The 23,368-nt window shown below is 51.0% G+C and carries 17 protein-coding genes and 1 pseudogene; 12 read left to right on the forward strand and 6 right to left on the reverse strand.

All coding sequences use genetic code 11. The features are described from left to right. Positions 1-145: 145 nt before the first annotated feature. On the forward strand, positions 146-6,652 hold the full coding sequence (locus EKM96_RS06775; protein ID WP_125641594.1) for a lectin-like domain-containing protein: 6,507 nt from the start codon (positions 146-148) through the stop codon (positions 6,650-6,652). A gap of 187 nt (positions 6,653-6,839) precedes the next feature. Here EKM96_RS06775 and EKM96_RS06780 read toward each other — a convergent pair whose 3' ends face one another. Together EKM96_RS06780 and EKM96_RS06785 are read right to left on the reverse strand one after the other, a co-directional pair. Then, positions 6,840-7,586, reverse strand: a complete 747-nt coding sequence (locus tag EKM96_RS06780) for an alpha/beta hydrolase (protein WP_125641597.1) — start codon at positions 7,584-7,586, stop codon at positions 6,840-6,842. Positions 7,587-7,940: 354 nt separating this feature from the next. Continuing rightward, positions 7,941-8,870 (reverse strand): tyrosine-protein phosphatase, encoded by a 930-nt coding sequence (locus tag EKM96_RS06785; protein ID WP_125641600.1) that lies wholly within the window; start codon positions 8,868-8,870, stop codon positions 7,941-7,943. Between the two features lie 212 nt (positions 8,871-9,082). Here EKM96_RS06785 and EKM96_RS06790 point away from each other — a divergent pair, with 212 nt between their 5' ends. From EKM96_RS06790 to EKM96_RS06805, 4 genes are all read left to right on the forward strand, one after another. Continuing rightward, positions 9,083-9,349 (forward strand): type II toxin-antitoxin system Phd/YefM family antitoxin, encoded by a 267-nt coding sequence (locus EKM96_RS06790; protein ID WP_125641603.1) that lies wholly within the window; start codon positions 9,083-9,085, stop codon positions 9,347-9,349. After that, positions 9,346-9,609: a Txe/YoeB family addiction module toxin gene (locus EKM96_RS06795; RefSeq protein ID WP_061777418.1), complete on the forward strand. Its 264-nt coding sequence runs from the start codon at positions 9,346-9,348 to the stop codon at positions 9,607-9,609. Before EKM96_RS06790 ends, EKM96_RS06795 begins: the two co-directional genes overlap by 4 nt. A 202-nt stretch (positions 9,610-9,811) precedes the next feature. Next, positions 9,812-10,387, forward strand: a complete 576-nt coding sequence (locus EKM96_RS06800) for a PadR family transcriptional regulator (RefSeq protein WP_125641606.1) — start codon at positions 9,812-9,814, stop codon at positions 10,385-10,387. Further along, a complete protein-coding gene (locus tag EKM96_RS06805; protein WP_125641609.1) occupies positions 10,380-11,936 on the forward strand; it encodes an MFS transporter in 1,557 nt (518 codons plus the stop codon). The genes EKM96_RS06800 and EKM96_RS06805 overlap by 8 nt, the downstream gene beginning before the upstream one ends. 307 nt (positions 11,937-12,243) lie before the next feature. On the opposite strand, the gene EKM96_RS06810 is transcribed toward EKM96_RS06805, so the two are convergent. Then, positions 12,244-12,786 (reverse strand): TetR/AcrR family transcriptional regulator, encoded by a 543-nt coding sequence (locus tag EKM96_RS06810; protein WP_125641612.1) that lies wholly within the window; start codon positions 12,784-12,786, stop codon positions 12,244-12,246. Between the two features lie 177 nt (positions 12,787-12,963). Here EKM96_RS06810 and EKM96_RS06815 point away from each other — a divergent pair, with 177 nt between their 5' ends. From EKM96_RS06815 to EKM96_RS06825, 3 genes are all read left to right on the forward strand, one after another. Next, a complete protein-coding gene (locus tag EKM96_RS06815) occupies positions 12,964-13,971 on the forward strand; it encodes an NADP-dependent oxidoreductase (protein WP_125641615.1) in 1,008 nt (335 codons plus the stop codon). Positions 13,972-14,323: 352 nt separating this feature from the next. Next, the gene (locus EKM96_RS06820; RefSeq protein WP_125641618.1) at positions 14,324-15,454 is read left to right on the forward strand and encodes a GGDEF domain-containing protein; all 1,131 of its coding nucleotides are present in this window, start codon (positions 14,324-14,326) and stop codon (positions 15,452-15,454) included. Positions 15,455-15,568: 114 nt separating this feature from the next. Continuing rightward, complete coding sequence (locus tag EKM96_RS06825) at positions 15,569-16,537, forward strand: alpha/beta hydrolase (protein WP_164510994.1); 969 nt, start codon at positions 15,569-15,571, stop codon at positions 16,535-16,537. Between the two features lie 45 nt (positions 16,538-16,582). Here the strand turns inward: EKM96_RS06825 and EKM96_RS06830 are convergent, their stop codons facing one another. Then, on the reverse strand, positions 16,583-17,011 hold the full coding sequence (locus EKM96_RS06830; RefSeq protein ID WP_125641623.1) for an Rrf2 family transcriptional regulator: 429 nt from the start codon (positions 17,009-17,011) through the stop codon (positions 16,583-16,585). A 200-nt stretch (positions 17,012-17,211) separates the two neighbouring features. On the opposite strand from EKM96_RS06830, the gene EKM96_RS06835 reads away from it, so the two are divergent. Next, positions 17,212-17,787 carry an NADPH-dependent F420 reductase gene (locus tag EKM96_RS06835; RefSeq protein ID WP_125641626.1) on the forward strand — a complete coding sequence of 192 codons (576 nt, stop codon included), beginning with the start codon at positions 17,212-17,214 and terminating at the stop codon, positions 17,785-17,787. A gap of 118 nt (positions 17,788-17,905) precedes the next feature. On the opposite strand, the gene EKM96_RS06840 is transcribed toward EKM96_RS06835, so the two are convergent. Then, the gene (locus EKM96_RS06840; protein WP_125641629.1) at positions 17,906-18,946 is read right to left on the reverse strand and encodes a zinc-binding dehydrogenase; all 1,041 of its coding nucleotides are present in this window, start codon (positions 18,944-18,946) and stop codon (positions 17,906-17,908) included. A 768-nt stretch (positions 18,947-19,714) separates the two neighbouring features. Continuing rightward, positions 19,715-19,930 (reverse strand): annotated as a pseudogene (locus tag EKM96_RS10820) (helix-turn-helix domain-containing protein); the annotation flags it as partial. A gap of 77 nt (positions 19,931-20,007) precedes the next feature. Between EKM96_RS10820 and EKM96_RS06850 the strand changes: the two are divergent. The 3 genes from EKM96_RS06850 to EKM96_RS06860 all read left to right on the forward strand — a co-directional run bounded on the left by EKM96_RS06850 (position 20,008) and on the right by EKM96_RS06860 (position 23,075). Continuing rightward, the gene (locus tag EKM96_RS06850; RefSeq protein WP_225417665.1) at positions 20,008-20,883 is read left to right on the forward strand and encodes an aldo/keto reductase; all 876 of its coding nucleotides are present in this window, start codon (positions 20,008-20,010) and stop codon (positions 20,881-20,883) included. 1 nt (position 20,884) lies between these two features. Beyond that, positions 20,885-21,748, forward strand: coding sequence for an aldo/keto reductase (locus EKM96_RS06855; RefSeq protein WP_125641637.1), 864 nt, complete (start codon positions 20,885-20,887; stop codon positions 21,746-21,748). Positions 21,749-21,893: 145 nt separating this feature from the next. Continuing rightward, positions 21,894-23,075, forward strand: a complete 1,182-nt coding sequence (locus tag EKM96_RS06860) for a DUF998 domain-containing protein (RefSeq protein WP_125641640.1) — start codon at positions 21,894-21,896, stop codon at positions 23,073-23,075. The last annotated feature ends 293 nt before the right edge of the window (positions 23,076-23,368 follow it).

Genomic DNA, 23,368 nt, shown 5'->3' on the forward strand with positions numbered 1-23,368 from the left:
TAGCTGATGATTTTACGGGACTAGATTTAACCGGATCTTTTCATCATTGGAGACCGTATTCAACGGAGTAGTGAAGTCAGACGAGTCAGAATGGCGATTGAACAACTAAAGGGGTTCAACACCGAGGGAAAAGGAGAGGTCAAGCTTGAGACAAAAGGCAACGAATCAAACCGTTAAGAAGAATTTTATTTTATACAAGGGTCACACGGGTTGGAAGATTAAGACCCGTATTTTTGGCACGTTACTGGTTAGTTTATCCGCAGTAGCCCTCGCCGAAACCATTGGGACGGCGGATGTTCACGCGGCCACGGCGGCACCAAGTACACCAGCTGCCGATTCAGCCCCAAAGCCTGACGCCGAAAAGGGGAACTCGACGACGCTCAGCACTACAAAGACCACGACACCAACGGCTGAGAGTGCCGATGTTTCTACTGAAGGTGCCACGAACACGGCAACCAATACAACAAGCGATAAGCAATATCAAACTTTAACACCAGACCAATCAATGACGGTTGGACAGACGGATGGATCTGGCGTGACATTGTCTGGTAGCCAGGTTCAGGACCACTTTACGAATACGGTCCAGAACTATAGCTTAGCGCCAGATCAGAAAGCTGCGGAAGGGGACGTTGATAAGAATAAGACTGTTCAACCAGCCGATGAGAATGGCGTTTGGCAATTGACTAGTAAAAACGGGCATGATTTTACGGCTCAGTCTGGCTTTACAATGCATAACAATGCAGGCCCCCAAACTGCCCATGTTTCCTTTGAAAACGACATTGATTTTGGCCATGATTTTACGTTAACAGGTGCCTTGGGTATTGGGACGAAAACCTCAGGCGGGGCCGATGGTATCGGCATTGTTTTCGCACCAGGTGATCCGGCATATGCAACGACAGGTAAGGTCGGTGGTAATTTAGGTGTAGGTGGCTTGGATAACGCCTTTGCCTTCGTTTATGATGATATTCATAACGATGGTTCGGATGATACCAAAGTTGTTGACCCTGGTTCAGGGGCATACTTTGGCTGGCGGTCGACGGATGCCAATGGTGTCATTCAAAAGGTTACTAACTCGACTGATTGGAAAGCGGCTAGTGAATTTGATTTAAGCCAACGGGCGACCAGTCCACTGATAGGCTTCACGATGTCCTATGACTCGTTATATAAAGTTTTAACCATGACTATTCAGGGCCAAAAATTCACCCGATCACTTGCTGACATCGATACCTCGAAAGGTTATTCAATTTCAATTGCGGCCTCGACCGGAGGATCGTCTAATGATTACTCCGCCAAAATCGACAGCTTTACCTACACGCCAAAGACGGCTAAAGTATCCGTCAATGTGAAGGATTCCGGAGACGCAACTGTCAGCACCACGACGCCAGTAACTGCTAACATCGGTGATACCATTTCTGTCTTCTCAACGAAAGAAGCAGCGGAACGGGCAGTCGCCGCAGATCCGACGCTGGATCCTAGCCTGGTGACGGTCATTCCTGACAGCACGACTAACAATGTTTATCTGGTTGATGGCGACAATACCACTGCCAGCAACGGGACGGTTGGCCATATCACTGGCGAGGAAAGTAATGCCGATGCGGCCTACTACAGCTACAAGGTGACTGGGGATGCTACCCAAGCGTTTAGTGTGCCTGTTGCCCAAGCCTTTAAGGCCAATGTCACACCAGTCGATTCCGTGACTAAGAAAGCCATTCCTGGCATGGATGCTATCCAAGTGACCACGGTTGCCGGTAAGCCAGTCGTTATTCAAGTGCCTGGTTATACCCCAGTGACCGTTACTCTGGATGCGCCCGCAGCCGGCGAAACGGTTGCCAATGATGAAGTGCTGATTAACACGGGTACGACACCATCGGATAAGCCGGATGTTGCTAACCCAGTTGAACACTATTACACCGCTACAGGTGAGACGATGGACGGGACCAAGGTTACGGCCAGCGCAACGGTAGGGACGAATCAATCCGTCACGGATGCCCTCAACGCAACACCAATCGGTGAAGATGGCAAAGCTATCACTGACGGTAGCACGCCAGCCTACACTTGGTCGACGGTTCCTAATGCTGCCGGGACGGATTCCACGGATTCCACGGCGCCTCAGGATAGCAAGAGTATCTTGGTGCCAACGAAGGCCACGCTTGATGAGTGGCTACAGAAGGCCAGCGACAATCAAGCCAAGGCGGACGACTACCAAAAGCAAACGCAAGCTATTTATGACAAATTTGTCGGTTTAACGGGGATTACACAGGATCAGAAGGACGCGGCCAAGAAGCTGTTGGATTCTGTTAATGATATGTATACCAACCTTTCAACGAGTAACGCCACGGCTGAGGCTGCCTTAAAGGCCGCCGAAGCTTCTACGGACCCAGAAACAATCTTTGAAAATGGGCAAGCCGGGTATAATGCTTTGGCTAACATGGATGACACCCTGACGACGTTCCAAACTGATCTGGATAACCTGACTTCGACTAACGATGCCGCAGTCAAAGCCTTAGCAACCTTTGTTTCCTGGTCGCAGGATTACGGCAAAACGGTGGGTATTCCCGATGTGACCGTTGGTACTGACTTCGGGGCTGACTCCGGGGCAACGTTGACCGCTGCACAAAAGGCTGGTTTTGACAATCCAGATTTCTATTACTATGTTAGTGCCACGGATTCGGATACCCACGTCACGCCTAAAGATGCTGGAACGTATTACTTCCAGTTGACGGATGCTGGTCGTAATTATCTTAAGAGCCTGACGACTAACACCAATGCTGGTCTCTACACGCCGGCAACGCTTACGATTAACGCGGTCGATGCTAATCCAACCATCACTAACACCAGTCTGCAATATGGTGGTGTTGACGGCAAGTTGGCCGGCGTCACCTATAACTTGGGGACGGTAGCTGGTGACGACGATTCACGGCTCAGCCTGACACAAGATGATTTTGAAATTGACGATGTTAATGGCAACCAAGTTGCCGTCAAGGATTTGAAAGTCGGTGGCACCTACACGATTCGTTATAGCGATGCTGCTCAGACTCAGTTGAAAGCCGATGGAAATTACAACTTCAACACGTTTGGTACGGCCACATTGACCGTGCTCCCACGGGAAGTTACGATTGCGGCTGCAGATACTCACAAGACTTATGGTGACAAGACTGATCCAGCTCTGAGTCTGGACAGTGATTCTGCCAAGGCCGCATTGGTTAACGGCGATGATGTCTCTAGTCTTGGCGCCGATTTGACGCGGGCGACTGGCGAAGATGCTGGCACCTACGCCATTACCGGTACCGCGACGGCGAACAAGAACTATGCCGTAACGGTTAAGGATGGAACCTTTACCATTGACAAAAAGCCGATCACAGTCAAGGTTAACAATATCAATGCCGACTATGACGGTACGGCCCATCAAGTTGACAAGGCAGGGTTTACGATTGCCGATGGTGACCAGTTGGCTAGTAGCGATACGGCTGCCGACCTGGATGTGACGGTTACATCAAGTGCCGAAACCGATGCTGGCACGTATACTATTTCTGGTTCCTCAACGGCAAGTAACTATGCTGTTACCGTCCAAGATGGCACTTTAACCATCGCTCAAAAGGCTGGCACCATTACCACCGATGCCGCTACCGTGGGCTATGGCGATGCTTTACCAACATTTACGGTAACCAACAGTGATACTGGCTTAAAGACCTCACTGGATAATACTGATTTCGAAATTTTTGATAACAAAGCAAACGCAGTTGCTACGGGTCAGTTACAGGCCGGTGGCGACTACACGATTCGGTTGACTCAGGCGGCTCAAGACAGCTTGACCACTGATAATCCTAACTACAAGCTTACATTTGTGGCGAACAAGTTGACCGTTACCCAACGGGCCATTACGGTTCACGTTGAAGATGGTGGCAAGGATTATGGCGATGTGACCGATCCCGCCTTGACGTTCACCATTCCAGCAATCACTGCCACCGGTGAAGCTAATGGCACGTTGGTTGACCCTGATACGCAGGATAACTTAGGCGTGACGTTAACTCGGAAAGCCGGGGACGACGCTGGTAAGTACGCGATTACCGGGACGGCTGCCAATGATGGCAATTACAAGGTTTCCATTGAAAATGCTGGGACCTTCACGATTACGCCAATCGCTGGAACGGCCACGGTTGCCGGTACCAGTGTGGTTTATGGCGACAACTTGACAACGGATAAGGTCACGGTTGATAAGACCGGGACTACCAGTGAACTCAACGCAAGCGACTTTGAAATTGTGGATGATGATGCTGGGACGGTCGTCACTGCCAACCAGTTAAAAGCTGGCGGCAAGTACAGCTTACGATTGACAGCTGATGCTCAAGCTGCTTTGAGTAAGGCTAACCCTAACTACACGCTTAGCTTTGTTGCGGGCACACTGAATGTTGATAAGCGGCCAATTACAGTGAGGATTAATGATGTCAATGGTGTTGACGATGGTACGGGTACCGTACACGAAGCTGATGGCTATGGCATTACAAAAGGTGAACTAGTCAATGGCGACGGTATTGATGCACTGGGTGTTACTCTGACTCCAATCTCTGAAACCAGTGCGGGGACCTATACAATTACCGGGACCGCTGACTCAGCAAACTACGATGTCACGCTTAACGATGGGACAATGAAAATTTTGGGCACCAATACTGATGCCAAGGGTAACAAGACAATTACTGAAAAAGATGCCAAGGGTAACGTGATTAGAATTGATAAGCAGTGGGCCGATGGTAGCGAAACAACCTACACCTTTAACCCCAACACTGGTGACCGGGATGTGACTGAACAAAATCATGGGGTACAGGTTGGTGAAGCTCAACCGCTTACCTCTGATGCTAAGGTCACTTTGACTGATGGTGACAATGCAAATACGAGCACCATTGTTGCGCTGGACCCTGATACCAATCAACCAACGTTTGAACATGATACAACGGTGACGGATCCCAACGACAAAACTACCACGACGACAACCGATGACAAAGGAAACGTTGTTAAGGTCGTTAAGACGTGGCCAAATGATAACAGTACGACGACGTACAAGTACGACCCATCGACTGGTGACCAAACGGTCACGGAAGAAAAGGATGGACAAACGACTGATCCGCAGTCATTCGGCAAAGGTGCAACACAGACCACGGTCAAACAAGGTGATACTGACACGACCGTAGCGACAACCAAGCCAGGTGACCAACCAACGTTTGAGCACGATACAACGACGACGGATCCTAACGACAGTACTACTACGACGACGAAAGACGCCGATGGTAATGTGATCAAGGTCGTTAAGACGTGGCCAAATGATAACAGTACGACGACGTACAAGTACGATCCGAAGAGTGGTGACCAAACGGTCACGGAAGAAAAGGATGGACAAACGACTGATCCGCAGTCATTCGGCAAAGGTGCAACACAGACCACGGTCAAACAAGGTGATACTGACACGACCGTAGCGACAACCAAGCCAGGTGACCAACCAACGTTTGAGCACGATACAACGACGACGGATCCTAACGACAGTACTACTACGACGACGAAAGACGCCGATGGTAATGTGATCAAGGTCGTTAAGACGTGGCCAAATGATAACAGTACGACGACGTACAAGTACGATCCGAAGAGTGGTGACCAAACGGTCACGGAAGAAAAGGATGGACAAACGACTGATCCGCAGTCATTCGGCAAAGGTGCAACGCAGACCACGGTCAAACAAGGTGATACCGATACGACCGTAACGACAACCAAGCCAGGTGACCAACCAACGTTTGAACATGATACAACGACGACGGCTAAGGATAAGACTGCCACGACGACAGATGCCAATGACAATGTTATCAAGGTCGTTAAGCCATGGACCGATGGTAGCCAAACGATTTACACATTTGATCCGGCTACTGGCGATCGGCTGGTCACAGAGCAAAGAAACGGGAAGACAGTTGAGCAAAAGCCAATTGTTCCCGGGACACCGGTTACCCTGTCAGACGGCGCTGGTGGTACCGCAACTGTCAAATTCGGTGACTCGGATACGACGCCAACATTTACGCACAACCCAGCAGCACCGGCACCAGTTGCCGATAAGGTTGTGAAGGTTACCAAGCAATGGCCTGATGGTCTCCAGGTAATCTATACGTATGATCCAACCAGTGGTTCACGGACAGTTAGTGAACTGAGAGATGGTAAGCTTGTGGACCAACAGACGATTGAACCTGGGGCTTTATCAGTAACTTTGCCTGACGGTAAGGACGGGTCTACGATCATTAAGTTTGATAAGACCGGAACAGTCCCAACCTTTACGCGTCAGCTCGCTGACAAGATCAATACAAATACCCACAAGGTAACGTCACGGAAGAAGGCAGGTTCTGCTAAAGCTAAGAACCTGCGTAAGCAAGCGGCTGCTGCTAAGCCACTGGCTCTAAGTGGCACAAACCGTTATCGTGTTAGTGGGGCATCTGCAGCTGACATCGTTGCAACTGGACGTACGCAGTCTCAACAGATGACAAAGCTACAACAAGCAAGTCAACAAGGTACAGAGTTACCACAAACCGATGAGAAGGACCAAGGTTCCTTGGTAGCATTAGGATTACTGATGCTATCTGGCCTGATGGTTCCATTCCGTCGTAAGCGTCATGAAGACTAAAACGTCTTGAACTTAAGGCGATCAAAAGGGCACCCCGTTTCCGTGAAGGAAATGGGGTGCCCTTTTTGTCGTTGATAGACGCCTTGTGAAATTGCGTCGCTTAAGTGAGGCGTGAATCAAACCTAGAGACATTTAATTCAGCACGAATACTTCAGTAAGGTTAACCAACCTTGAAAAACGCCGGTCGTTAGTCAGCGATGAAATCAGTTGCCAGCCGAAGAACATCGTCGCGGGCGGAGCCGTCTAACCGGTGATTAGCACCAGGTAACAGGTGTAAGGTGCTTTGTTGGTAAATAGCGTCATAGCGTTGGGAAGCGCTGTAAGCCACAACCTGGTCATCGTCACCGTGAATTAGGCAGACCGGACCGGTGAAGTTTTGGGCAGTTTCGTAGATCGGTAGTAGCTGCGCTGTCCGCAGATAGAAGCCACCTAGGACCTTTCCTGGGCGTAGTGGGAGCTTAGCTGGGATATGTTTGGGGTCATAGACCAAGTTCTGTGTGTGGCCATTAAGGGCGTCTTCTTTGAGGGTGGCCGCCGGGGCCATCAGAACCACCTTGTGAATTAGATCGGCATTGTAACCGGCTAGCATACTGGCGACGACACCGCCTTGCGAATGGCCTAGGAGGTCAATTTGTTTCGGCGCGAGTCGGTCCTGTACCGCCGTCAACACGGCCTGGGCGTCAGCGATTTCGTTCAGAACGGTCATGTTGGCGAAGTCGCCATCGCTTTTGCCGCAACCGTTGAAGTCAAAGCGGACCGTTCCCACGCCGACTGTCCGTAAACTTTGGGCCAGCTGTTCCAACAGCGCCGTTGGTGTATAGCCGCGGTCACTGGTAAAGCCGTGAAAGAGGATGGCAATCGTTCCGTTGGGTTCTGGTGCGGGTTCATAGATCCCAGCCAGGGTGAGTCCATCTCTAGTGACATTAAATTCCATGCTAAAAACCTCCAAGTCAAATTGACGTTACGGTTAGGATAGTTGAAAACTTAGGGATTGTCACATCATTTTCCACGCGGGTTATTCAAAAAGTGATATTTGTGAATTTGAGGTTAGGCCGACAGGTTATCACCTTGGCCTTAGGGACTATGTCCATATTCCGGAATCGTAGTGGGGACCTTTGTCAGTGGATAAAAAACAAAACTGGCTGATAGGTTTCCGATGTATTACCGGAGACCTATCAGCCAGTTAGCGACCTAGAAATTCAGACCAATTTTGAAAGTCACGGCATCATTGAAGCGGTGACCCTTTTGTAACTGTTGGTTAATAATTCGTTTGGATTGGCGATGAACCTTACTTGGCAGGGGTTAGGTAGTTAGCCCGTAATTGCTTCAATTGCGTGTTGGAAAGGCCTAAGCCCTTGTGTAAGAAGTTATCCATGTTACCATACTTGCTGTTAACAGCCTTGTACATGGTGTTCAGGTAGGCCATCTTAACGCCATTAGTGGCCTTGAAGTTAGCGACAACGGTTGGCGTCAGGTCCTTGCCGGCGGCCTTCCAGCCAGCTTCCTGTTTGGCCAGGTTAGCCTTGTTGGTGCCAACGAGGTACGTGTTGGACTTTAAGTAATCTTGGGCGATGGCCTTCTTGTTGAAGTTTAAGGCAGAGAGAACTAAGACGGTCCCCATACCCGCACGGTCCTTGCCGGCTGAACAGTGCCATAAGACGGCCTTGTTCTTAGGGTTCTTCAATAATTGATGGAAGAGAGACTTGTAGGCTTTCCGGCCTTGCGCGGTGGTGATGGCATCGTGGTAAGATTTTTCCATCATCTTGTCTGCGGCGTTCTTCTTGGAAAAGTCTGGGAAGGCCGCAAAGTTTTTGAAGACGTTGGCTTTGACTAATTTAACGCCTTTCATCTTAACGTCGGGACTCTTTTCTTGTTCGGCAATCGTCCGTAAGTCGACATCAGTTGCCACATGGTAAGTCTTAACGAGTTTCTTTTGGTCGGACTTGGATAAGGTCGAAAGGCCGTTAGAACGAATTAAGCGGTGGGCCTTAATCTTTTGACCATTCTTGTTGATGTAGCCGCCCAAGTCGCGGGCGTTAGAAGCCCCTTGCAACTTGATGTGGGTCGAGTGGGACTTGACCGTCTTGGCCTTGGTCCGCTTCGTCGTTTGGGTCGTCTTGGTCTTAGCGGCGGCCGTTACGGACATCAAGGGTTGTTGCCAACCTAACGTGGTGGTCAAAAGCAGGGCAGTCACTAAGGTACTCATTCGTTTATTCATATCACAAACTCCTCCTCTTATCTTGGTACAACCCCTAGGATAGCGATTCGATGTATGGCAATGATGTAGATTGTGTAAAGATAAGGGGCACGAAGGTGATTGGCGATAATAGCTATTATGAAAGGGCTATGAAATTGCGGTTAGGGAGCACCTTACTTGACGTACGCACGTGCCGTACGCTATGATGCTCATGTTCAGAAGGAGTGATTTTTGTGGATACCTATACCCCAACCAATGCTAGAAAAAATTTGTACGGCTTAATTAAAGCGGTTAATCTTCAAAAGAAGCCAGTTGTGATCGAACCCGCCAATGGCAACGATAAAGAGGCGGCGGTGTTAGTTAGTAAGCAGGACTGGGATTCGATTCAAGAAACCATTTATTTGGAAAATGTCGGTGTGATGGACAAGGTGCGTGACCGGGAAAAGAGTTCAGCGGACGATTTTGAAAATATCGATGATGTCGATTGGGATTCTCTATGAGCTATCAAGTTAAGTTTCAAAAGGCCGTCAAAGAAGACCTGAGAAAGATTAAACAATCTCATTTAAGGGAGACCTTTGAGGACGTTATTCGTGAGTTGAAGCGAGACCCATACGCGCCAACGCAGTCGCTAGAAAAATTACAACCGTACGCAGCTGGACGATATTCACGACGGATTAACAATCAACATCGGGTCGTCTATCGAGTAGATGATGAGAATAAAATTGTCAGGATTTATTCAGCTTGGAGTCACTATGAGTAATATTTACTGCGATTGGTTAATTATGACTTAAATAAGTGATTAAGGACGAGTTCGCTTGAACTCGTCTTTTTTTTGCTGTTTGGGGAAATTTAGCAAGTGTTCGATGATCAATTTATCAATGACAAAATAATTTCGCTCCTTGACAATATGTCGAAAAGACCTATACTTAATAAGTCGATACGACCTATTGAGGAGGGAGCGTATGTACGAGTTATTAATATTAGGGTCATTAAGTACGCGGGATATGTCGGGTTATAAGCTCCGCCAGGTCCTGGAGAATGCCTTGGTTCCGCGGCGTAAGGTTTCCAATGGGGTGATGTACCCCCAATTGAAGAAGCTGGCGGCGGCCGGTGATATTGTCTTTTTGAACACCGAAGTCGATGCTCGGGGCAAGCGGTTGGCCCACATCACACCGCAAGGTCGGCAACATTTGCAAGAGTTGTTGGCGATGCCGGTGGCCATGGATGCGAAGCGGGAGTCGGTGTATCGCTTCAAGTTCAAGGTGATGGCCGATGCCAGCCTGGCAGTGCAGGCTCAGATTATTAATGAATATAAAGCGGCCGTGTTGGAAGACTTGGCCAGCTATCAGCAAGTCACGCTTCATCTTCAGCGGAAGTTAGACGGGGAGGCCGATGAGGCTGCGGAGACGATTGAATGGAGCATCCGCACACTGGACCTACAGATAACGACGAGTGAAGCCAAAGTCAAATGGAGCAATCAACAGCTGGCCAGCATTGAAGCGGCGGGCATGAATGGAGGAAAGCAAGCGAATGAATAAATCAACACGGAATTGGATTGGGCTAACGGCCTTGTCATTAGGGGTCTTCATGGCCCTGTTGGACGTGACCATTGTCAATGTGGCCCTGCCGACCATGGTGCGGGACTTTAACGAGTCCTTTAACAGTGTTCAGTGGGTCTTGAACGCCTACTCACTGGTCCTAGGGGTAACCCTACTGATCGTTTCTAAGATTGGGGATATGTATGGCTTAAAGCGGGTCTTCGTGATCTCGCTGGCCGTTTTCGTCCTGGCATCGGCGGTCAATGGGTTCGCGCCTAATCTAATGATTCTGGATATCGGTCGTGGGGTCCAAGCCCTTGGGGGTGCCGGCATGAATGCGCTCGCCATGGCATTGGTTGCCGTGACCTTCCAGGGGAGTAAACGAGGCGTTGCCTTGGGAATCCTGGGGTCGGTCATTGGCCTGTCGTCAGCATCCGGTCCGTTAGTCGGCGGTTACCTGGTCGCTCAGTTCGGCTGGCGGTCAATCTTCTACGTCAATATTCCAATTGGGATTATTGCGATTATTTTAACCATGATTTACGTGGATGAGGTTCCCGACCTGAGTCGTAGCCAGCACATCGATTTCATCGGGATGATTCTCTCCGCCGGTAGCTTGTTTGCACTCATTTACGGCTTGATTCTAAAGGAAAGCCATCAACACTGGAGTTGGACGAGTCCCCAAATGTTGGCCTGGTTCGGTTCCGCCATTATTCTCTTCGCCCTGTTTATCTGGGCGGAGCAGCGGATTAAAGAGCCAATGGTTAACCTGGCGATGTTCAAGAATCCCCATTTTGTCGGGACAGTCATGGTGGCCTTAGCCTTGGGTGCCGGGATTTATTCCTACAACACTTACCTGACGGCGTTAATGCAAAATTACATGGGGTACACGGCGCTGCAAGCCGGGACTCGGCAGTTGACCATCAGTATCTGGTCGTTAATCTTGGGGCCACTCACGGGGTACCTGGGTAACCGGTATTCCAAGAAATGGATGATTAGTGGCAGCCTGTTCCTAGGTGGCATTGGCTTCTTGATGTTAGCGAATGCCATGACGGTGCAGGTTTCCTTCGCTCAGTTGTGGCCCGGGATGGTCCTCATGGGGATTACCAACGGACTCGTCAACCCACTCTTAAACAGCAGTGGGATGGAAGGCGTCCCCGTTCGTGAGATGGGGATGGCCTCCGGGCTGATCAACGTCTTTCGCCAAATCGGTGTGACGTTAGGGATCGTGTGCCTTGGCCTGGTTCAGAGTAATGTCTACGAACAATACCTCAATCAGCATATGGGTAAGGCGTCGATGTCCAAGGCTGCGGCAGCCGGTATTCATAAGGCCTTGGTCGAAGCCGGACCATTTTCCGGTCACGCGATTGCCTTTAGCGACCGGCTATCGAAGATGCCCTTTGGCCACGCCATTCAACAGATGGTCTGGCAGGCTTACGCTAACGGGACCCGTGCGGTCACGTTAACGGCGGCCGGAATCGTGGTCGTCGGCGGCATTTGTGCTGCTGTTCTGATGCGCAACCACCCGGTTAAAACGAGTCAACGAGACTAAAATAAGAGAGTGGGACAAAAGGCGGAACCGGGGGCCTTTTGTCGCACGTTTCTGCTATGTAAATGGGTACACGAAAAAGGAGTCTGGGGTTTTGTCCAGACTCCTTTTTATATGACGAGAGGCTGATGATAATTGTCGAGTGAAAGGCGTGTTCATTTCGGGGAAATTGCCTTATTCTTATGAGTGGAGGGGCTTTACGGTCCATGGCCGAGACGACTTTGCTTTAACCAAGAGGGATGTCGGCCGTCCGCCGACTGCATGAAAAAGGCCGTCGCAAGTTGTTTCGGCTAGCAACGGCCGGTTGACGTTAAACGCCCTTGGTAATTAGAGCCCACTGCCGCTCGAAACGTTCCTGATAGTCATCGTCGTTCCAGGTGTCCTTGAAGTTGGGCAGGGTGAAGATGGCGAAGACGGCCAGAACGGCCTCGGCCTGGTCATAGGTGGCGGGATCGTACCCCATGATTTGATTAATCTCGGCGTAGGCACTGGTGAGAACGGATCGGAGCGCCCGCGGATTGTTGTCAACGTAGCGGGTATTGAGCGCGAACATCTGTGGATTGGTGTTGTAGGCGGTCTTCTTGGCATTCACAAAGGTCCAGAGCCATTGATGGAGCTGTTCGCGTTGTGGCAGGTGGGTATCAATCGTGATGCCTTGAAGCACCTCACGGTTGAACCAGGCCTTGGCGACGGCCTCCCAGAGGGCCTGCTTGTTATGGAAATGCTTGTAGAGGGCCGCGTGGGTCATTCCCAGCTGGCCAGCAATGTCGGCCAGCGTGACGTCGGTCTTCCCGGTTTCCATGATTAAAGTTTCTGCGACTTGAATGATTTTTTCACGAGTATTTTGTGCCATAATTGTTTTGGTGGTCAGTCGGGTTCGCTGGCGCCAGCTCCTTTTTAGTCTTTATCCTAGTTTATCACAAAATAGCCAAAAGTAACTTTATTTGACTTTTGTAACCAGCCTGGTAAACTAGTCCATAAGTTACAAATCAGATGAAAAGTTACTCAAGGATTTTAGGAGGATGATCACATGCAGGCAGCGCAATTAGTAAAATACGACAAGCAGTTCCAGCTTCAGGTTCGAGAGGTAGCCGTCCCCAAGCCGGGTCCCGCAGACGTCTTAGTCAAGGTCAAGGCTGCCGCTGTGAATCCCGTGGATACGTTGATTGGGACGGGGAGCGTTAAGCTGATTCAAAACTACGCGATGCCCGTCACCATGGGGAACGAATTCTCGGGGGTTGTTTCGGCTGTTGGGGATCAGGTTACGGACTTCCAACCCGGCGATGCCGTGTACGCCCGCATGCCCTTAGACAAGATTGGGGCCTTTGCGGAATATCTGGTGATTGAACAACAGTCCTTGGCCAAGATGCCAAAGAACTTGGACTTTGATCACGCGGCCGCTGTTCCTTTGACCGGTTTGACCGCCTACCAAGGACTTCACGAAGAGTTAGGTGCACATGCCGGGCAATCGATCATGATTCCTGGTGGCTCAGGGTCTTTTGGTCAAATGGCGATTCCCATCGCTAAGGAACTGGGGTTGAAAGTCAGTGTCAGCGGGAATGCGCGGGCCAAGGACAATGTCATGGCCATGGGTGCCGATCGCTACTTCGACTACCGTCAGGAAAATTACTGGGAACATCTGGAACCAGTGGACTACATCATCGACACTGTTGGCCCCAAGGAATTGAGCCACGAGCTCAGCGTGTTGAAGCCGGGTGGTAGGTTACTGTCACTGGTCATGGGTCCTAACCGGCGCTTTGCGACCGACCGCAACTTATCGTGGTTCAAGACGTTCCTGTTCTCCTTCGCCGGCAAGAAGATCGACCGGCAAGCCCAGGAAGTGGGGGCTAGCTATCGGTTTATCTTTGTTCGTAGCGATGGGGCCCAGTTACGGGCCGTGACGACGCTGGTTGAACGGGAGAATATTTCACCGGCCATTGACCCAACCGTCTTCCACTTGGCTGACATTAACCAGGCCATTGACCTGGTTAATCATGGTCATTCACAGGGGAAGGTCCTCATCAAATTTGATGATTAATTGTTTAAATAAAGGCCAAATCATTTTATGATTTGGCCTTTTTGATGTGGTGAACCCTTGAGATGACAGAGACCGTCAGCCGACACTTTGGCGCTGCCGTCGCTAGGCGGGCGCCCGATTCGGGGCGGCTAATAATTAAGACTGGTACTATCTTATCCTTTGGGAATGTTTACACAATTCAGCACTTTACCAACTCTGGTAGTAGTATTGGCCATTTATTAAGTTTATATTGTAACTAAAATAGCGTTCTTGTGGCCTTTGGTCAGAGAATACTGGTGAAAATTAGCCGATGGTTGGGACACAAAGGCTGTCCTGGTCAAAAAAGATCATTCTAAGAGAAAAGGGGTAAACGATGACTTGGTCGCATTGGCAGGTACCGCCATTTATTACGGGCGTCTTTTTTATTTTGGGCGTCTTAACGCTCTACTGGGTATCGTACAACTGGCTGGTTTCTTGGGCTCACGTACGACGGGTTAAGGTCAAAGATGATGTTATTAATACGTGGTATGGCGTGATTTATATGCTGGTCTTTGTTTTCAGCATTCAGGCCTTATTGATTGGCCAGAACAACGCCTGGCAATTCATGAATTTTCAACTAATCGCGATCATCTTCTGCGCGTACTTTCTCAACATTCATGTCTCTTACTTCTTTTTCTTCCCGATCGTCTTAGTCTATATGATATTCGACGGGTCACTCGTCTACTGGCAGTCGTGGGCGCACGCGATCACGTTGATGATTTTCTTTACGTTACTGAATCTGATTCGGATTAACTGTCACGGTCGCCGGTGGAACCTAGCGATGTACCTGGGTGTGGCCCTGCCATTCGGGGCCCTCCTGTGGTTCTGGATGAAACTCAAGTACAATTTCTCTTGGGCAACCTACTGGCATGAGTGGCTGTACCTGGTCATCTTTGAAATTCTCTTGTACGTCTATGTGTCGATGCTGGCCCACGATAGCGAGTTAAAACTCCGGCTGGCCCAATTTGCCAGTCACGATGCGTTAACTCAGACGGGGAACTTTGCGGCGTACACGGCGGCAATTAAGGAATACTTCGAGGATAGCCAGTTGAATCGGCAGCCACTGACCATGATGATGTTTGATGTCGACCACTTTAAGGCTATTAACGACACCTATGGTCACTCGACCGGGGATGTGGTCTTGCGGGAAGTGGCAGCCACGGTGCAGACGGTGCTGTCCGCTAATGACGGTAACATCGAATTCTTCCGGACCGGTGGTGAAGAGTTTAATCTCTTATTCCCGGGCTATACCGCAGCGGAAACCGCGGTGGTCGTGAATCAGATCTTCCAGGCCGTTAATCACCTTGAGGTGCACACAGCAGGGACGGTCATTCAAGTCTCACTCTCGGTTGGCGTTTCGGCCGTTGTGGCTGAGGATCAATCGCCGATGGATCTCTTCAATCGGGTTGACCGCAACATGTATCACTCAAAACGTAACGGGCGGATGCGCGTGACGATTGCTTAAGCTTACGGGCGTTCCCATGGTGGGAGCGCCTTTTTTAGTTTGCCCAAGTTGAGATCGTTTACCTCAGTAGGCCGGGATCGTATACTTTTGCCAGGACGAATGGGGGTAAAGTGTATGCATGTTAGCTTAAAAATGTTGGCGCCAGATCTGCGTTGGCCGGGGGTTAAACTCAGGTTGTTTGGGCGCTATGATACGCCGGCAAGGTTCCGGCAACTACAGGCGGCGATTACCCGGCAGGTTTATGGTCAGGCCCCGCAGGATCCGGCCATTGTGGGGCGCACCGTTTGGTTACCGCGGCGGGACGGCGGCCGATTACGGGTCTGCGTCTATCGGCCCCGCGAGTTAGTCGCTGGCCAGCCGGTCACAGGTCTGCTGTGGTTGTACGGCGGTGGCTACGCGTTTGGCCTGCCCGAGGCGGAGTTACCGCTGATTGAAAGGTTGATTCAGACCAGTCCGACGGTCGTGGTGGTTCCCGAGTATCGGCGCTCGTTCACGGCGCCCTTTCCGGCGGCGTTACACGATGCCGAGGACACCTTGACCTGGATGGCCGCGAATACGGAGGATCTGGGTATCCGGTCCAACCAGCTATTTGTTGGCGGTGAGAGTTCCGGCGGCGGTTTGGCCTGTGGACTGACGGCGGTTGCCCGCGATCGGGGGACCGTGCCGATTGCCTGTCAAATCCCGCTGTACCCCATGCTAGACGATCGGCGGCAGTCTGCCTCCGCCAGGGATAATGACGCGCCGGTATGGGATGCCAAATCCTCTGCTGCCGCCTGGCGCCTCTACCTGGGCGAACAATTTGGGACCGATCGGGTATCCCCATATGCGGCACCAGCCCGCCTGGCCACTTTGGCCGGTCTGCCACCGGCAATCTCGTTTGTCGGAGATGTTGAACCCTTCTATGACGAGACTCGCCACTATTTCGAACGGTTGCGAATGGCCGGGGTGGCCGCTGATCTGGCCATTTATCCCGGGGCCTTCCATTGTTTTGACCAAATGGCCCCGGGGTCGCGGGAAGCTCAGGCGGCCATCCGTAACCTGTTGGTGGCTTATCGACGCGCAACCCAGACCTACTTTACTTAAAAATAAAAGGACCGCAAGCGATGAAAGGCTTGCGGTCCACTGGTGTTAGTCGGCGATACGTTGTAAAAGGGTGGCGTCGTTCAAAATATCTTGTAGCGTGATCTTAGCCATCTTGGCCTCGGCCGCCGCCTGAATTTCACTGTAGTAGTGCGTCAGGATCTGCGGCATCACGATGCCAATCGGGCAGTTGTCCGAGGTATGGTGGTCGACATTGAGCAAGGGCTGTTGCCCAGGCAAAATGGCATAGACGTCGCGCAACGTAATATCGGCGGGATCCCTGGCTAGTGCCAATTGGGTTGGGCCATGGGTGGGCGCCAAGAGTTGGCTGTGTTTCAAGTTAGCCATGATCTTCCGAATCAGACTGGGAGAGGTTTCCAGGCTACTGGCAATCTCTTGGCTGGTCATCTTCTTGCCCTTGAAGTAGGCAATGTAGACCAGCACATGAATGGTATCGCTGAATTGGGTATTAGCCATTTATGGCCGCCTCCTTTTTAATTTCTGTATCTTATTTTATAACAGTTTACTAGAAATGTCAGGCTAAATAGGTCGTTATTTCAAATTGATTGCACATTTCAGCCAATATGGATTGACAAGGACGGCTAAGTGCAGTATCTTAAAAGTGTACTTAAAAATAATACAAATTAAATCTAAAAACTAATCAGGGGGTCTTCATTATGGCAGCAATTACAATTTTTGGTAAAGGTAACATGGGTTCCGCAATCGGTGACGTCTTCACGCAGGGTGGCAACCAGGTTAGCTTCATTGATTCCAACGATCCCGTTGAAAACTTGGGCGACATCGTGGTTTTGGCCGTTCCATTCAACGCGGCTTTAAGCATTGCTAAGGCTAACAAGGCGGCTTTGGCCGGCAAGGTTGTTGTGGACATTACCAACCCCTTGAACTTTGAAACTTGGGATGAATTAGTTGTTCCAGCCGACAGTTCAGCAGCTGCCGAAATTGCCGCAATCTTACCAGATTCCAAGGTTGTGAAGGGCTTCAACACGACCTTCGCCGCAACGTTACAAAGCCGCAAGGTTAGCGATGATGTGCAAACGACGGTGATGGCTGCCGGCGATGACGCCGCTGCTAAGGAACAATTGGCTGCTGCCTTAACTGACAGTGGTGTGGCCTTTGTCGATGCCGGTTCATTGAAGCGGGCCCGCGAACTGGAAAGCTTCGGCTTCTTGCAAATGACCCTAGCCGCCAACGAAAAGATTGGCTGGACCGGTGGTTTCGGTGTCCTGAAGTAAACCATTTAAAATTAATCATAAAAAACTCGGTTAGTCGTTGGAATGGCCGAGTTTTTTTGCGCGACTAAAAAGGACGGCGCCGACAACCATGTCGAAACCGTCCTTAGTTAATGATCAATTAATCGATAACCACCAATGACTTGATAGCTTCACGCTTCGTCATGGCTTGGTAAGCATCGTCGATATCATTCAGGGCGAAGGACTTGGTGAAGACCTTGCCTGGATGAATGGCACCGTCTAAGACAGCCTTCAACAAGACACTCTTGTCGTAGGTCGTAACGGAGGCGGGGCCACCGGCGATGATCGTGTTGGTGTAGAAGGAAGTGGTCATGTCCACCTTTGGTTCATGAGGCAGGCCAACCCGGCCGACGATGGCACCGGGACGGGCAACCTTCATGGCCGTGTCATTGGACAATTCAGTCCCAACACATTCTAGGACGGCATCGGCACCGGCATTGTTGGTCAAGGCCATGACCTTGGCAACGGCATCGTCACCACGGTCGGCAACGATATCGGTCGCACCGAATTCGAGGGCCAGGTTTTGGCGATCTTCATGACGACTCATGGCAATGATCCGCTTAGCCCCACGCATTTGGGCAGCGATAACCCCACAGAGACCAACGGCACCGTCGCCAACAACGACGACCGTGTCGCCCGTCTTAACGTTGGCAACGCGAGCGGCGTGGTAACCGGTAGCCATGACATCGGCAAGGCTCAATAGAGAGTCCAACATGTCTTCGCTGTAATCGGCTGGCTTGCCAGGAATCTTAACCAAAGCCCATTCGCCGTGTTGGAAGCGAATGTATTCGGCTTGGACACCGGCACTGAAGTTATCCGTGTGGTTTTGGCAGGCACCATCAAAGCCGGCCCGGCAGGCGGCACAGTGGCCACAGCCATGGGTGAATGGTGCGATGACAAAGTCGCCAGGAACGACCGTGGTGATGGCACTCCCAACCTCTTCGACGATCCCGATGGCTTCGTGACCGGAGTTGACGGAGTGCTTGTCCTTGTCCTCGAGGCCGCGGTAGGCCCACAGGTCGGACCCACAGACACAGGTCCGAACAACATGAATAATCACATCGTCGTCGGCTTGAATCTTAGGCTTGTCGACGTCCTCGATGTTAACTTTTCCAGGTTCCATAAAAACAGTGGCTTTCATATTGTTACCTCCTTAACATTCTAAGTGAATTTTAGGCGTTTCGAGAAGGGTTGTAAAGTGACCTTACTTATGTGAACTGGATTTGGGCCAGGCCGCCTCGAGTTGGTGAATTAATGGCAGGACGCGTTCCCGGTCCTCATGCAAGTAGGTGGCGTAGGTCTGCATGTGGGCGGCGTCATCGCTGATAGGGATTGGCAGGCGACTATCATCGGTGTCCACCGGACTCAGGGCCGGATCGAGTGGCGAAAGATTCGTGCTAAAGTACGGGAAGTCAGAGAATTTTGAGATTTCCAGGAAGGCATCGCGTTCCTTTTGATAGAAGAACTTAGCGTTGGGAATGGCCGACTGAATGATGGCGCGCCAGGGACCGATATCGTTGAGCACCAAGAAACGGAGGTCCTTCAGCTCCGCAAAGGTGACGCTGGCCTGGTTGGCGACCATCATGAATTTGTTGAGATGGACGATTAGGTTTTCGGTACCCAGATAGTGGCTGTCGAGGCCGGGCGCCGTGGCCGGTTCTGGGCCTAAGATCAGTGAGTAGTCGTGGGTGGTTAGCCGCGTTTCCCAATCTGTCGTCGCCAGTTGCTGCGGATCGAGGACAACATTGTCGGGAATGGCGAGGGCCTTGAATAGGATGAAGGGGCCGGGGATCGTGCTCCCCACCTTCAGTTGTTGCCGGTGGCGGTCGAACTGCCGAATGCGATCAACCGCGGCGTGATTGGCTTCGAGTAGGGTGGCCGCTTCCCGGGCGGCCAATTCACCGGTGGCCGTTAGCGACAGGCGATTGGGTTGGCGGTCGAAGAGGCGAACGCCGAGATCGGCTTCCAGTTTTTGCATACCACGGGTTACCGTGGGTTGGGTCACATTTAGACTTTCCGCGGTCTTGGCGAGGGTCCCCGTTTGCGCGAAGGTCACCAGTTCCGTGAGTAAGTAATTATCGAGCATGGTCTCACTCCTTAGTATACGATGATCGTATACTAGCATGTTTAACTAGTAATTTTCAAATGGTTGGACTGCTTGTATAGTGAGGACATTGAGGATTTACGGAAAGGATGACGGAATTGACAAGTATTCCAACGATTACATTAAATAACGGGGTCGCCATGCCCCAATTAGGCTTCGGGGTCTTCCAAGTCCCCGACTTAGACGACTGTGAGGCCGCTGTCTTGGCAGCACTAAAGGCGGGGTACCGGTTACTCGATACCGCGACGGCCTATCAAAATGAAGCAGCGGTTGGCCGGGCCATTAAAAAGAGTGGCATTCCCCGGGAAGAGATCTTTGTGACGTCCAAGCTGTGGGTCTCGGACTTTACCTACGAGCGGGCCCAACGCGGCATTGAAGCCTCACTCGACCGGTTAGGCTTGGATTATTTGGATCTGTACCTGCTGCACCAACCCTATGGCGACACGATGGGGGCTTGGCGGGCGTTGGAAGAGGCCTACCATGCCGGTAAGATTCGGGCGATTGGGGTGTCGAACTTCTACGCCGACCAGCTGAAGAACTTGGAATTGACCATGACGGTTAAACCCGTTTTGAATCAGATTGAAGTGAACCCTTGGTACCAACAGTCCCAGGAAGTCGCGTTTAACCAAAGTGAGGATGTTCGGGTGGAAGCCTGGGCGCCGTTCGCCGAGGGCAAGAATCATCTATTTACCAACGCGACGATTAAAGAGATTGCGGCGGCCCATGGCAAGTCTACCGGTCAGGTGATCCTACGCTGGTTGCTTCAACGCGGGATTACCGTAATTCCTAAGTCGGTGCATGCCGACCGTATTGCCGAGAATATGGCAGTCTTCGACTTCGAACTAACAGACGCCGAGATGACGACCATCGCCGGGTTAGACACCGGCGTTAGCCAATTCTTCGACCACCGCGACCCCGTCACAATTGAACAAATCTTTGGCTCAAGCCTTAAACAATTGAAGGAGGACCTTTAACATGACGAACACACCAACGATGACCTTAAATGATGGCAACCGGATTCCAGCCATTGGCTTTGGGACGTTTCAAATTCCCAGCGACGGCAGTACCTATCAGGCGGTGACCGAGGCACTTAAGCTCGGCTATCGCCACATCGATACCGCGGTGGCCTACTTCAATGAGGCTGAAGTTGGTCGGGCCATCAAGGATAGTGGCATCGACCGGGATCAAATTTGGGTCACCAGCAAGCTTTGGCTCCAGGACTTCGGCTTCGATGCCGCCACCAAGGCGATTGACTTGTCGCTGAAGAAATTAGGCCTGGATTATATCGACCTTTACCTGATTCATCAACCCTATGGGGATGTTCCCGGGGCTTGGCGGGCCATGGAGGCCGCGCAAAAGGCCGGCAAGCTTCGGTCGATTGGGGTCTCCAACATGACGCCAAAGATTTGGAACCACTTTGTTCCCGAGTTTGCCACGATGCCCGCGGTTAACCAGGTGGAATTCAACCCGTACTTCCAACAAAGGCCCTTACGCGAGATTTTGGATAAGCATGGCGTCACCCTTGAGGCGTGGGCACCGCTGGGACAGGGTAACCAGGACCTCATGACCGATCCCGTCATCACGGCCTTGGCCGAGAAATATGGCAAGAACGTGGGCCAAATCATGCTGAGATTCGAAAATCAATTGGGGGTCGTGGTCTTTCCTAAGTCGGTGCATGTCAACCGGATTAAGAGCAACCGTGACATCTTTGACTTCGAATTGACGCCGGCCGACATGGCCGCCATGGAAGCCCTCGACAAGGGCAAGGGCAGTCATGATCCCGACGCTCCCGGTGTCGCAGAACAGTTAGCAGTCTATGATGTGCATGCCGATGACTAGGGTCAACTGACGAATTAGGCCATTATTGCGCCATGAAAAGGTCCGCCATCCAGATCAAATGGATGGTGGACCTTTTATTTTCCCCTGATGACGCTCGCGATTTGCTATAATGGCTTTAATAGTTCGGACGAAAGTGGAGGAGCAAATGGCAAAAAAAGATTTTCATTTATCAATTCCGAAGGAGGTTGCGGAACAGCTACAGCTCAAGGACGAGACGCCAGTTAAACTGATCGTGAAGAAGGATCGGCTGGTGGTCCAGTTCGAAGAGTCATCCAGGCAACGAATCTTTCAAAATGGGGTAATCGGCTGGCCGTTATTGACGGCAGTCCTGGTTAGCCTGGGTTATTATATTTCTTTTGTCGTTCAAAATATTCACTCAATTAAGTTTAGCGGGGACTACTCGTTGGCAACGGGGATCATTGTGCTAGGGGTCATTATGGGCACCTTGTTGTTTGCCGGGTTCTTCATTTGGGACCGGAATAATCCCCAAAACCACTTCACCAAGAATATCTATTGGCGAAACTTTCCGGTGATCGTGTTGTCGTTTGCCCTGATTCTGGCGCTGGTGTTGGTCGGCAGCATGTGGTTGTTTGGCCTCCTGTTCAAGGGGGTGGTGTTCGACCGGTTCACGGCCAGCATCATCTTCTTCGTGTTCGGCGTGTTGGGTAATTTGGCCATGGTGTACTTTGCCCTGGTGGTGGACGCGGGCGTGCTGTCGACGGTCCTCACGCTGGTGATTATCAGCGGGGTGGTCATCTCGATGGCCGTGAATAATCAGAAGTATTGGTGGCAGCATAACCTGAGCTTTCTGGGAACCAGTAATGCCTCCAGTGGCTGGCAATTCAACGCCACGCTGATCTTCTCGGCATTGCTGATGGTCGCCCTGATTGATTACCTCTTCGTGAGTTTAAATGAGTTCTTTGCGGGCTCGCGACGGTTAATCCTGTTGCGAATCCTTCTAACTTTAACGGCGGTTAATCTGGGATTGGTCGGAGTTTTTCCGAATAATGCGGCGTCCCATGACCTGCATGACCAGGTGGCGAGTTTTCTCGTCTTCTTCATCATTGCCCTAGTGGTGGGCGTGCGTTGGCTGTTGCCGGCGGTGACCACGGACTTTTTGGTCTTGTCATATGGCGTCGGCATGACGCTGGTGGTGGCCGAATTGCTGTTCCGAGTGCTGGGCTATCTGTCACTGACCGCATTTGAAATGATTGCGTTTCTACTGGCCTTTGGCTGGTTACTGATGCTGTTCGACCGAATCGAGGCCTTGATTAACAATGGGGCAGAGGGCACCATCGCCCTGATGGATATGGATGAGAAGGATTAGATAAAGTTTGTGAGATTTAAAAAGGTTCTCTGTCAACGCGGGTTGATGGTGGGACTTTGCGGAGGCCATTCACTTTCGAGTGGGGCCTCTTTTTTTGAGTCTTTAGGTTGAATTTGTTTGGCGTTTTTTTGAAAGTTGGGGTGCTGGGCAATTGTCGCCATTTGGCGGTTAACGTTCGTTCTTTTAGTAATGGTTGTGACTGCCGATAAAGGGTTTAAATAGTGCACAATTGATGACAAAATCAGCTTGATTTGGCAGAAAATTTAACGGGCCTATTTAAAAATATTTTTATA

It is taken from the genome of Levilactobacillus tangyuanensis, assembly GCF_003946545.1.
Taxonomy (GTDB): domain Bacteria; phylum Bacillota; class Bacilli; order Lactobacillales; family Lactobacillaceae; genus Levilactobacillus; species Levilactobacillus tangyuanensis.